The organism is Pseudomonas sp. GD03944, from assembly GCF_029839275.1.
Lineage (GTDB): Bacteria > Pseudomonadota > Gammaproteobacteria > Pseudomonadales > Pseudomonadaceae > Aquipseudomonas.
Genome location: NZ_JAOCAH010000001.1, coordinates 13,788 through 25,285, shown reverse-complemented (window position 1 = coordinate 25,285; position 11,498 = coordinate 13,788). Strand labels below are relative to the sequence as shown.

13 protein-coding genes are annotated in these 11,498 nt (G+C 64.8%); 8 read left to right on the top strand and 5 right to left on the bottom strand.

Features of this window, described 5'->3' with window-relative positions; genetic code table 11:
* Window positions 1-252: 252 nt before the first annotated feature.
* The 5 genes from N5C28_RS00130 (at window position 253) to N5C28_RS00110 (ending at window position 4,284) form a co-directional block, all read left to right on the top strand.
* Complete coding sequence (locus N5C28_RS00130; RefSeq protein WP_279818685.1) at window positions 253-1,392, top strand: DUF3883 domain-containing protein; 1,140 nt, start codon at window positions 253-255, stop codon at window positions 1,390-1,392.
* A gap of 388 nt (window positions 1,393-1,780) precedes the next feature.
* Entirely contained in the window at window positions 1,781-2,050 is a 270-nt protein-coding gene (locus N5C28_RS00125; RefSeq protein ID WP_279818683.1) for a hypothetical protein, read from the top strand.
* A complete protein-coding gene (locus N5C28_RS00120; protein WP_279818681.1) occupies window positions 2,043-2,339 on the top strand; it encodes a LasR-specific antiactivator QslA in 297 nt (98 codons plus the stop codon). The genes N5C28_RS00125 and N5C28_RS00120 overlap by 8 nt, the downstream gene beginning before the upstream one ends.
* A 276-nt stretch (window positions 2,340-2,615) precedes the next feature.
* Entirely contained in the window at window positions 2,616-3,497 is an 882-nt protein-coding gene (locus N5C28_RS00115) for a DUF692 domain-containing protein (protein ID WP_279818680.1), read from the top strand.
* Window positions 3,490-4,284: a putative DNA-binding domain-containing protein gene (locus N5C28_RS00110; protein WP_279818677.1), complete on the top strand. Its 795-nt coding sequence runs from the start codon at window positions 3,490-3,492 to the stop codon at window positions 4,282-4,284. The genes N5C28_RS00115 and N5C28_RS00110 overlap by 8 nt, the downstream gene beginning before the upstream one ends.
* A 607-nt stretch (window positions 4,285-4,891) precedes the next feature.
* On the opposite strand, the gene N5C28_RS00105 is transcribed toward N5C28_RS00110, so the two are convergent.
* The 5 genes from N5C28_RS00105 to N5C28_RS00085 form a co-directional block, all read right to left on the bottom strand.
* On the bottom strand, window positions 4,892-5,188 hold the full coding sequence (locus N5C28_RS00105) for a hypothetical protein (protein WP_279818676.1): 297 nt from the start codon (window positions 5,186-5,188) through the stop codon (window positions 4,892-4,894).
* Window positions 5,189-5,778: 590 nt separating this feature from the next.
* Window positions 5,779-6,273, bottom strand: coding sequence for a DoxX family protein (locus N5C28_RS00100; protein ID WP_279818673.1), 495 nt, complete (start codon window positions 6,271-6,273; stop codon window positions 5,779-5,781).
* 69 nt (window positions 6,274-6,342) lie between these two features.
* On the bottom strand, window positions 6,343-6,987 hold the full coding sequence (locus N5C28_RS00095) for a ferric reductase-like transmembrane domain-containing protein (RefSeq protein WP_279818671.1): 645 nt from the start codon (window positions 6,985-6,987) through the stop codon (window positions 6,343-6,345).
* 174 nt (window positions 6,988-7,161) lie between these two features.
* Window positions 7,162-8,472, bottom strand: coding sequence for a HAMP domain-containing sensor histidine kinase (locus N5C28_RS00090; RefSeq protein WP_279818669.1), 1,311 nt, complete (start codon window positions 8,470-8,472; stop codon window positions 7,162-7,164).
* Window positions 8,469-9,209 (bottom strand): response regulator, encoded by a 741-nt coding sequence (locus N5C28_RS00085; protein ID WP_279818667.1) that lies wholly within the window; start codon window positions 9,207-9,209, stop codon window positions 8,469-8,471. Before N5C28_RS00085 ends, N5C28_RS00090 begins: the two co-directional genes overlap by 4 nt.
* 287 nt (window positions 9,210-9,496) lie before the next feature.
* On the opposite strand from N5C28_RS00085, the gene N5C28_RS00080 reads away from it, so the two are divergent.
* The 3 genes from N5C28_RS00080 to N5C28_RS00070 all read left to right on the top strand — a co-directional run bounded on the left by N5C28_RS00080 (window position 9,497) and on the right by N5C28_RS00070 (window position 11,472).
* Window positions 9,497-9,760 carry a DUF2790 domain-containing protein gene (locus N5C28_RS00080; protein ID WP_279818664.1) on the top strand — a complete coding sequence of 88 codons (264 nt, stop codon included), beginning with the start codon at window positions 9,497-9,499 and terminating at the stop codon, window positions 9,758-9,760.
* Between the two features lie 51 nt (window positions 9,761-9,811).
* The gene (locus tag N5C28_RS00075) at window positions 9,812-10,138 is read left to right on the top strand and encodes a hypothetical protein (RefSeq protein ID WP_279818663.1); all 327 of its coding nucleotides are present in this window, start codon (window positions 9,812-9,814) and stop codon (window positions 10,136-10,138) included.
* 104 nt (window positions 10,139-10,242) lie between these two features.
* Window positions 10,243-11,472: a cytochrome c biogenesis protein DipZ gene (locus N5C28_RS00070; protein WP_279818660.1), complete on the top strand. Its 1,230-nt coding sequence runs from the start codon at window positions 10,243-10,245 to the stop codon at window positions 11,470-11,472.
* Window positions 11,473-11,498 lie beyond the last annotated feature (26 nt).

Below are 11,498 nucleotides of genomic sequence, written 5' to 3'. Positions count from 1 at the left end.
AAGGGGGGCTAGGAGTGCGCCTACTGAAAACCATCCCTGGAGTCATGCGTTAAAACGTGACTGCGGTCACGCAACACTAGCGGGGTAGGGGCATCTGGTAAAGCGTAATGGCATATCAGTGGCAAGCAATTGCTGGGTCAAGCCTTGTGCGGCTAGCGTGTGCGATTCTTAATGCATGCCTTCGGGCTTGATTTCACTTAGGACTACGCCGAGAGTTGTGTAGGAATTTTCCTCACTTCTGTGCGTTCTGTCATGTCCAAGTTGTCACTGTTGAAGAGCCCGGCGGCCGTTCAGGCTGCGATGGATGAGTTTGCTCGCGTTGGGCGGACAGCCTTTTTGGCGCGTCATGGGTTTGGGAAGTCGCGGGACTTTCTGGTTCGCAACCCGCGTAATGGTGAGCTGTGCGATTCCAAGGCGATCGCTGGGGTTGCCTATGGCATGCAGTTTCAGACGGAGGCGCTTGGGCCGGCGGATTTCTCGGGTGGCGAGAACACGGTGGGGCCGCTGTTGCAGTCGCTGGGGTTTGAGGTGACGCGCACTGGCGAGGACTGGTCGCAGCAGGAAGTCGACGCCATCGTTCGTGACTACTTTGAGATGTTGGGGCTTGAGGCAGAGGGGCATCGGTTCAATAAAAGCGAGCACAACGAGGCGCTGCGCAAGCTGCTCAACGGCCGCAGCAAAGGCTCTGTTGAGCTGAAGCATCAGAACATCAGCGCCGTGTTAGCCGGGCTGGATTTGCCTTTCATTCAGGGCTACAAACCGCGTGGCAACAGCCAGCTGCTGCTGCGCAAATCGGTGCAGTCGTACCTCGATACACACGGTGGCGCGCTCAAGAAAATCGTCGATTCGTTGGAAGAAGCGAAAGCACCGGAGCAGAAAACCTATTCGGCTGTTCTGGTCGATTCCCCGGCCCGTGAGGCGCGACAAGCGCTTGCTGTTCCCGCCGCAGGCCGCCAGCGTTTACCGCGCAAGCTCGATTACGCTGCACGCGACGAAGCCAATCGCAAGCTGGGTCGTCTGGGCGAAGAGTGGGTGATCGGCTACGAACAGCAGCGTTTGCAGGAGCAGGGGCGGCCTGAGTTATTCCAGCGTTTGGAGTGGATTTCCGACACGCGAGGGGATGGGGCTGGCTACGACATTCTGTCGTTCGAGAACGAAGCAGAGCACCGTTTTATTGAGGTCAAAACCACCAACAGCGGGATTGCCTCATCGTTCGTGGTTAGCCACAACGAACTGGAGTTTTCGAAGGAGGCGCAGGAGCAGTTTTACCTCTACCGCGTGTTCCAACTGCGGGCCGACCCGAAGCTTTTCATTCTGCGTGGCGATCTGTCGAATCACCTCTATTTGAAGCCTCTGGACTTTCGAGCCAGCTTCCGCGAGCACTTCGGCTGACCCGCCACGCCGTTACATCTTCACCTTGCACCTCCTGTCGCCCTCGGGCTAAAGTCCGCCCGTCGTGGTCAATCCCGCGGCCGGGTGTGACAACCTGAATTCAGAAAGGCGCGTAGCGCCATAGCCCTAAACGGTCGGCGTTTTTTTATGCCTACCGTTTCGTGCATCTATGGCGGTCCGTGCGGGGCAGGCTTCGGCCTGGCCGGTGTCCTTTCTGACCGGTTTGTCACCCCCGTACGGTCCGCCACCCAATACCGCGTGACAACGGTGGGTGACGGCTCCTTAATCGCAGAAAGGAGCATAAGGATTATGTGCTATCCCCCTTTTACCCAAGGGCTCCACCTTGGGCTATCTGTTGTGTCTTCAACCTCCAGTCTGGAGGTGCGCCATGTCTGACGACACGATCATTCCATTCCCGCTCAACCCCAAACCTTCAAACGTTAAACCGCTGCAAAGCTGCCCATTGCAGGCCCAGGCCGAGTTGCGCCTGGCGATGCTGCACAAGCTGGTCAAAGGCCTGGCGCGTGCGCAGGCGCAGCCGGAGTTGGTGGGCGATGTCGAGGAGCAGTGCCGCTACGCCCGCGAGCTGCTGCGCGAGGTGTCGGAGCTGTATCGCACGGCGTTGGCTGAAGCCAGGAGGAGGGCGAGCCATGCATAGGCCCTTCAACAGTCACCTGGTCAGCCACGACGGGCACCAGGGCGCGGTGATCGGCTGGCCGCAGGATTGCCAGCAGGCGTTCAGTGACGGTGTGGCGTGCGCCAATGCCTGGCTGGACAGCGACGGTTCCGGCTGGCTGTGGGCCAACCTGATCGTCGAGCGTGATGCGCTGCCTACCGGCGTGGAGCGGCGGGCGTTCGAGGTGGGCTTCCTGAGCCGTGTGCATCAGCGGTTGTGTTCGCCGTTGGGTGGCAACCATCAGGCACGGCAGACGGCGTTGCGGTTGTAGGGGTAGGAGCGGACTTGTCCGCGAGCTCGGCGGTTTCTGCCCCAACAACGGTGTGTCGGCCGAATAAAAGCTCGCGGGCAAGCCCGCTCCTACAGATGGGTGCACCTTTGGCTTTGTATCGCTCTGTATAAAACCCGCCGCCGGATACACGGGCCTACGTGGCGCGGTGTTCGGGCACACAGAGGCGATACACCTGCGCGATTAACTGCAACGACGAGAAGGCGGTGCCCACATCGGGCGCCGCCTGTTGCCCATCGTTCAGAGGAGGTGATCGCCATGCAGCACAACCGTGTCGTGCAGCGGGAAGAGGCATTTGTTGCGCCCAGCCGGGGGCTTGCGCCGAGCAGTGTCGGGCTGGGTTTGCGGCGTGCCTTGCTCGCCGATCTGAAGGCGGCGCCGGCCGGCGATTTCGACTTTCTCGAGGTGGCGCCGGAGAACTGGATCGGCATCGGCGGCGCCCATGGCGCGGCCTTGCGCGAGCTGGCCGAGCGCTACCCGTTGAGTTGCCATGGCCTGAGTCTGTCCCTGGGCGGCCCAGCGCCGCTGGATGTGGCGTTTCTGCGTGAGGTGCGCGGGTTTCTCGATCATTTCGGCGTGCCGCTGTACAGCGAGCACCTGAGTTATTGCAGCGACGACGGCCACCTCTACGACCTGCTGCCGCTGCCGTTCACCGAGGAGGCGGTGCACCATGTGGCCACGCGCATTCGCCAGGTCCAGGACATTCTCGGCCGTCGCCTGGCGGTGGAGAACGTGTCCTACTACGCCGCGCCCCGGCAGGACATGGACGAGCTGGCCTTCACCAATGCCGTGCTGCAGGAGGCCGATTGCGACCTGCTGCTGGACGTTAACAACGTCTACGTGAACTCGATCAACCACCGCTTCGACCCCCATGCCTTTCTCGCCGGGCTGGCGCCCGATCGGGTGGTGGGCATGCACATCGCCGGGCATTACGACGAGGCCGATGACCTGAAGATCGACACCCACGGCGCGCCGGTGAAGCCTGCCGTGTGGTCGCTGCTGGCCACGGCCTACGGGCGTTTCGGCGTGGTGCCGACGCTGCTGGAGCGGGACTTCAACTTCCCGGCATTCGAGGTGCTGGTTGCCGAGTTGCAGACCATTCGCCGGCATCAACGCGAGGCGGAGGCTGCCCATGGCTAGGTCGACCGCAACGCTGCACGAGCAGCAACAGGCGCTGACCCGCTACCTGCGCGACCCGGAGCATTGCCCGCCGCCGGCGGGGATGAATCGGGCGCGGGTGGCGGTCTACCGGGAGCTGATTTTCAACAACCTGCACACGTTGCTGAGCAGCACCTTTCCGGTGTTGATCGGGGTGCTGGGCCGTGAGCGCTGGCATGCGCTGGTGCGGGTGTTCCTGCGCGACTACCGCGCGGTCACGCCCAAGTTTGGGGAGATCGCCGAGGAGTTCGTGGCCTTTCTGGCGACGGAGCCACCGGGGCTGGCCGACGGCGATTGGCCGCCGTTCATGGCCGAGCTGGCGCATTACGAGTGGGTGGAGATGGCGTTGCAACAGTCCGAGGCCGAGCCGTTGCCGGTGGGGGATGCGCAGCTGCTGTTGAGTCAGCCGCTGCGGGTGTCGCCCTTGGCCTGGCCGTTGGCCTATCGCTGGCCGGTGCAGCGCCTGGGGCCGGATTACCAGCCCACGGAACCGCCTGCCGCGCCGACCCTGTTGCTGGTGCGGCGCCTGCCGGACTGGCGCATTCGCTTTGCCGAACTCAGCCCGCTGGCCTGGCGGTTGCTGGAGCGCATTACCCAGTTTCCCGAGCTGGAAGGGCGCAGCCACTTGCATGGTTTGGCGGCGGAGGCCGAGGCTGCGGATCTGGAGGCCTTCATGGCCAACGGCCTGGGCCTGTTGCAGCAGCTGCATGGCCAAGGGGTGATTGGCGTGGGCGTGCGGGTCGAGCATCCGTTGTATCGGGTGGCTTAAATGCGGTTGCCTGACGGGCACCCATCTGTAGGAGCGGACTTGTCCGCGAGCTTTTCGTTTTGATCGTTCCCGCGCTCTGCGTGGGCACCATCGATCCCGGGTATCGCTTTGCTCAACCCAGGCTACGGGCCTTTCGTTTGGCCGCCACAGCGGTGGTGGGGCGTAAGCCGCCGAGCTCGCGGACAAGTCCGCTCCTACGGGGCGCGCGCTATCTGATCGTTCCCACGCTCTGCGTGGGAATGCAGCCCCGGACGCTCTGCGTCCGCAGCGGTGCTTGCCAGTGGTGGACAAGCTTCGCGTTGTCCACCCTACGAACTTTTCGTTCGGCCGCCATGGCGGTGGTGAGGCGTAAGCCATCGAGCTCGCGGACAAGTCCGCTCCTACGGGGCGCGCCCTATCTGATCGTTCCCATGCTCTGCGTGGGAACGCATCCCCGGACGCTCTGCGTCCGCAGCGATCCTTGCCGGTGGTGGACAAGCTTCGCGTTGTCCACCCTACGAATTGCGTCAACCAAGGGATATCTGTCAGGCAGGTGTACCGCTGGTGACGCGGAGCGCCACGGGGTCGGCTACCACGCGGAACGTGGGAACCAGCGGAAAGCGGCGACTCAATCCTTGGTCAGTCTGATCCATCGGTACGCCAGGTACAGCGCGGCCAGGGTGGTCGGGATGAAGAAGCTGATGCCAAACGAAAACCCGACGATGTAGAACAGCACGACGAACCCCAGCAGTGCGGCCCCGGTGGCAATCAACACCAGCCACCAATCCAGGATGACCACGTCGGTGGCGTCCTTCTGCCAGCTGTTTTCGGGTCGGTCATTGCGGTTGCGTTGTTTGCGCAGCAGCCAGAGGTCTGTCAGGAAATCCAGAATCCCTTCGATCAACCCGCCGATGAATAGCCGCATGGGTGCTCCTTGCGTGTGTTTGTGGGGGATTGCCTGGGCGCCATCTTTTCACCACACAGGGTGCAATGCTGTGGTGGAGTCGTCAGCTTGGGGGCATCGGTTCCCGGGTATCGCTTCGCTCAACCCAGGCTACGGCTTGCGGGTTTGATCGTTCCCACGCTCTGCGTGGGAATGCAGCCGTGACGCTCTGCGTTCGCAGCGATGCTGGCCGGTGGTGGACAAGCTTCGCGTTGTCCACCCTACGAACTGCGTCAATCAGGGGATATCTGTAGGCAGTTGTACCGCTGGTGACGCGGAGCGTCACGGGATCGGCTACCACGCAGAGCGTGGGAGCCATCAGGTATAGGTTTGATCGTTCCCACGCTCCGCGTGGGAATGCATCCGGGACGCTTTGCGTCCCTGTAGGAGCGGGCTTGCCCGCGAGCTTTTCACTTTGCCGACAGATTATCGAGTGCCGCAGGCCGTCGAGCTCGAGGCCAAGGCCTCTCCTACAGGGGGAAAGCATCCGGACGCTCTGCGTCCGCAGCGATGCTGGTCAGTGGTGGACAAGCTTCGCGTTGTCCACCCTACACACTGCGTCCGCCTGGGGGTTAGCGCCCGCGCCGGTAGAGGCGCTGCACCAGCGCGTCCAGGCTCAGTTTGCCGGGGCCGCTGAGAACGAGGGGAAGGAGCATGGCCAGGTAGATCACCGGCAGTTTGAAGTTGCCGTAGCCCTTGTTGGTGATGGCGTAGCCCTGGGCCAGTTCGGCGAGGCTGGACCAGTCGGCGGGCCAGTGCACGGCGGCGGTGGCGACCACGGTGACGACGATCAGCACCAGGGCTGAAACCCGCGTGCCCAGGCCGACCAGCAGCGCGATGGCACAGAGCAGTTCGGCCCACATGGCCAGTTCCCAGTTCAGGCCGCTGGGCAGGTGGTTGAAGGGGAACGGGAAGGCGCCCTGGATGCTGGCGAACCAGTTTTCGCCGTTCCATTTTTCCAGGCCGGCTTCGAAGAATTCCCAGGCCAGCAACACGCGCAGGCTGAGCAGGGCGATCCAGCCGCCGAGGCGGTCGAGTGGGCGATAGAGGGCAGGAGCAGTGTGCATGGTGAAATTCCTTGTGGTGGCGGCGACGGGGGGCTCGGGCGGCCGCGCAGGGGCCGCCCGCGTGCGGTATCAGGCAGCGGTGGCGGGGCGGGCGGCGGGCTGTCTGGCCTGGCGGCGTTTGGTGGCCAGGGCCAGCTTGCCGACCAGGCGGATGGCCACGGCGGCGCAGGCGATGCCGAAGGGCAGCACGTACCAGGCACTCATGGGGATGCGCTTGAAGTTGGCGTAGGCGAAGACCGCCATGATGATCCACATGCCGGTCACGTGCAGGCGCTTCCAGGCGCTGGCGCCGATCAGGCGGGCCGGGCCTTTGAAGGAGGTCAGGGCCATCAGCAGGATGAACACGTAAGCCACGGTGCCGGGGGTGTTGTCCACCACGCTGCGCGCCGGCCAGAACTCGGTGTTGAGCTGCCCGTAGGCGTAGATCAGTACCGCGTGCACGAAGTGCGAGAAGGCGAACGCCAGGCCCAGGAAGCGCCGCTCGCGCACCAGGGCACGGGAGAGCTCCGACGGCACCAGCACGGCGAAGGCTGAGGCGGTGAAGGCCGCGAGGAACAGGGCGAAGGAGGAGCGGGCGGTGGCGCGGATGGCACTGCGCAGGCCTTCGATGAGGTCGGGTTGCAGGGCGATGGCGGCGGCGCTCATCGCCAGGATCAGTACGGCGATCAGGCTGAACAGCGGCCAGCCGCGCAGGGTGTTGGTTGAGGTGGTCATGGCAGAACTCCTGTGAGAAAGGCCTTCGCCATCCGGGGCATGCGGTGGGTCAGGCGACAGTCAGGAGTCTTGCAAGGGCGTGTATGCCGGCTATGTCAGGAACCGGCGTTTGTGCATGCTCGTGTGTAACGGGCAGCGGCGGATACACAGGCATACAAACGGCCCGGCCAGGCGTCAGGCCTTGGCCGGCAGGTGCAGGGTCACGCAGAGGCCGCCACCGTCGCGGTTGTGCAGGCTCAGGGAACCGCCGATGGCCTGGGCCAATTGCTGGGCGATGGCCAGCCCCAGACCGGTGCCGCCGGTGCTGCGGTTGCGCGAGCTTTCCACGCGGTAGAAGGGCTTGAGCACGTCGGCCAGCTCGGCCTCGGCGATGCCCGGGCCACGGTCCAGCACGCTGATCGACAGGCCCGCGTCGGCAGTGCCGTCGATCACCACCTCGGCGGCGCCGGAGAACTTCACCGCGTTGTCCACCAGGTTCACCAGAATGCGTCGCAGTGCGTGGGGCCGCGTTTCGATGACGGCGCCGTTCTTGCCAGCCAGGGTCACGTCCTGGCCGGTGTCCTGGTAGTCGAACACCAGGCTGTCGAGGAAAGAATCCAGGTTGAGGCGGCAGCTGGCCTCGGTGGCGCCATGCACGCTGCGCGCATAAGCCACGCCCTCGCGCACCAGGTGTTCGATTTCGCTGAGGTCCTGGGTCAGCTTGTCCTTCTCGGCGGAGTCGTCCATGAACTCGGCGCGCAGTTTCATGCGGGTGATCGGCGTCTGCAGGTCGTGGGAGATGGCGGCCAGCAGTTGCATGCGTTCCTTGAGGTAGTCGGCGATGCGCGTCTGCATGGCGTTGAAGGCCATGGCGGCGTGGGCCACTTCCCGTGGGCCGTTTTCATCCAGGGGCACCGGGTGGGCGTTGGGGTCGAGGTTCGCCACCGCATCGGCCAGGCGGGTCAGCGGGCGGATGGCGATGCGCACGGCGAGCCAGGTGCAGGCGATCATCAGCGCCAGTTGACCGAGCAGCATGAACGGCAGCCAGGGCGACATCGGCGCGACCTTGGGGCGCACGTCGAGGGTGACCGGGCTGCCGTCGGCCAGGCGCAACTGGGCCTGGAAGTGTTTGATCGGGCCGGGGATCTCGCTGAAGGTCAGGACGTAGTCGCCACCCAGGGCGGCCTGGATCGAATGCACGGCGATGGGGATGTCGTTCGGGTTCAGCGGCACGCCCGGGTCGGCTTCGCGCAGCAGGTAGCCGTAGTTGCGCCGTTGCAGGCGCATCAGCCAGTCGGGGCGCTCGGCGGCGGGCAGGCGATCAAGGATGGCCACCGAGGTGGACACGTCGGTCTCCAGGGTGCCGAGCATGGTGTTCTTGGTGCTCTGGTAGCGCTCGTAATACTGCGCGCCGAACGACAGGGCCTGGGCCAGGATCAGCCCGACCAGGAAGATCAGCGACAGCCGCGAGGCGAGGGTGCGCGGCCAGTGCAGGGCGAAACTCATGGCTGCTCCCCGAGGATCTCCACCGCGAAGGTGAAGACGTAGCCTTCGCTGCGCACGGTCTTGATGTAGGCCGGGTCGCGGGCGTCATCCAGCAGGCGCTGGCGCAGGCGGCTGACCAGCAGGTCGATGGAGCGGTCGAACAGGTCGGCCTCGCGGCCCTGGGTCAGGTTGAGCAACTGGTCGCGGCTGAGCACGCGCTGCGGGTGATCGAGGAGCACGCGCAGCAGGCGGTACTCGGCGCCGCTCAGGGCCACCAGGGTGTCGTCTTCGTCCAGCAGGTGGCGGGCGGTGGTGTCCAGGCGCCAGCGGCCGAAGCGCAGCAGGCGGCCGCTTTCGGTGACCACCAGGTTGGGCGGCAGCATGCGCGTACGGCGCAGCACGGCATTGATGCGTGCCAGCAGCTCGCGGGCGGCGAAGGGTTTGGCCAGGTAGTCGTCGGCGCCCATTTCTAGGCCGATGATGCGGTCGGTTTCATCGGTGCGCGCGGTGAGCATCAGCACCGGCGTGGCCTTGTGTTTGCCCGCGCGCAGTTCGCGGCACAGCAGCAGGCCGTCATCGCCGGGCATCATGATGTCGAGCACGATCAGGTCGACCTGGTTGCTCTCCAGGAAGGCGCGCATCTGGCGGCCGTCGGCGACCACCGTGGTGCGCAGGCCGTTCTTCTTCAGGTAGTTGCCGACCAGTTCCCTGATCTCGCGGTCGTCATCCACGATCAATATGTGATCGACATGTTCCATCGTTCGGGCCTCCAGGAATGTGTGTGATGCGCGCAGTGTAACCATGCCCGGCGCGCCTGCCTGCCGGGCTTTGTATTGCAGTGTATCTGGCGATGCGAGGGTTACAGAGGCATGCAAAACCGGGGCGAATGTATCGCTCTGTATCCCGCGCCCGCTCTGACACGTAACGAATCCGACGGCGGTTTTTCCCGACACATCCGAGATACCTCGCGGGCATTCAATGGGACCCATCGAGACGACATCACTCGCCTCGACTCAACCCACACGATGACTGCGAGGACACGATCATGAACTGGAAGACCCTTACCGCCGCTTGCCTGTTTGCTGCCCTGAACCTGGGCGCGCTGCCCGCCATGGCACAGGCCGATAGCAAAGCCGAAACCTACACCTACGGCAGCCACCTGGATATCCAGAAAGTGGTGTCGCTGAGCGAAGACAGCTCCGACACCTGCGGCGTGGTGAACGCCCGCATGACCTACCTGGATTCCCACGGCCAGCAGCACGTCCTGGGCTACAGCAAGCTCGCCGAGAACTGCAGCGATGGCAACTGATCTGCCCACGCTGCGTTTCTTTCACGCCACGTTGCAAGCGGGAGTTACCCCATGAACAGTCTCAACAGCTTCCTCACCGCCGTCGCCTTTTCCCTGGCCGGTGTCGCGGTGCACGCCAACGCCGCCAGCGAGAACCAGCGCGGCGAGAGCGGCCTCTGCTTCCAGGTCACGCCGCTGGCCGGCAAGGGTTCCGTGCCCTCGCTGACCGAGAACGGCAGCAGCCGTACGCCGCTGGGCCAGCAGCTGGAGCGCGTTGCCGAAGATGGCTTCAGCCGCACGCCGCAGGGCATGCAGAGCGAAGCCGTGGCTTCCAACGGGTTCAGCCGTACACCACTGGGCCGCTGGGTCGACGAACGCGCCACGACCACCCAGGCGTGAGTGGGGCGCGGCCCCTGGCCCCATCCCGCTGCTCCTTCCAACCTGGCTGACCCGGCCCGCCGACACGGCGCCGGCCGGGCGCCACAGCCTCCATAGGTAACGCCATGCTGCTCATCGCCTTTCTGGGTGGGGTCCTGACGGTCCTCAGCCCGTGCATCCTCCCCGTGGTGCCGTTCCTGTTCGCCGGCGTCAGCCGTTCGCGCTCGTCCATCCTGCTGGTGCTGAGCGGCATGGCGCTGACTTTCGCCCTGGTCTCGAGCCTGGCGGTGGTGAGCAGCGAGTGGGTGGTGCACGCCAACATCGCTGGCCGCCAGGTAGCCTTGGTGATCCTGGTGCTGTTCGCGTTGTCGCTGATCTCTGCGCGAGTCGGCACCTGGCTGTCGAAGCCCTTCGTGGCCCTGGCCAACCGCATCGACCCGTCCATGCGTGGTGCCAGTGGCCCGCTGGCCTCGCTCACCGTGGGGGTGGCCACCGGGTTGCTTTGGGCGCCCTGTGCCGGGCCGATCCTGGGGGCGATTCTGTCCAGCGCCATGCTGCAGGGCGCCAGCAGCCAGACCAGCCTGTTGCTGCTGGCCTACGGCCTGGGCAGCGCCTGTTCCCTGGGGCTGCTGATCGTCGCCGGCCGTGGCCTGGTGGCGCGTTTGAAACCGCTGCTGCCGGTCACCTCCTGGTTGCGTCGGGGCACCGGTATCGCGGCGCTGCTGGCGGCGGTGTCGATCGCCACCGGCGTGGATCGCCAGTTGTACGAGCAGGCCTCGTCCGAGGGCGGCAACGCGGTGGAGCGCAGCCTGCTGGAGAACGTGCCCAAGGCCATCGACTACGTGATCAGCAAGGCCGATGCCGCGCCGCTGGGGCTGCGCGACCACGGCGCCATGCCTTCGCTGGAGGGCGCGGTGCAGTGGCTGAATTCGCCGCCGCTGAGCGCCGAATCCCTGCGCGGCAAGGTGGTGCTGGTGGACTTCTGGACCTTCGACTGCATCAATTGCCAGCGCAGCCTGCCGTACGTGAACCAGTGGGCGAAGAAATACGAGAAGGACGGCCTGGTGGTGATCGGTGTGCACACCCCGGAGTTTGCCTTCGAGAAGCTCATCAGCAATGTGCAGCGCGAGGTGAAGAAGCTCGACATCGCCTACCCGGTGGCCATCGATAACAACTACGCGATCTGGCGCGCCTTCGATAACCAGTACTGGCCGGCCCATTACTTCATCGACGCCAAGGGCCGCGTACGTTTCAGCCACTTCGGCGAAGGGCGCTACGAGACCCAGGAGCAGGTGATCCAGCAACTGCTGGAGGACGCCCGGGCCGAGCGCGAGGCAGGCGCCACCAAGGGCTGACGTGTGGTGTAATCGGCGTCGTCCGC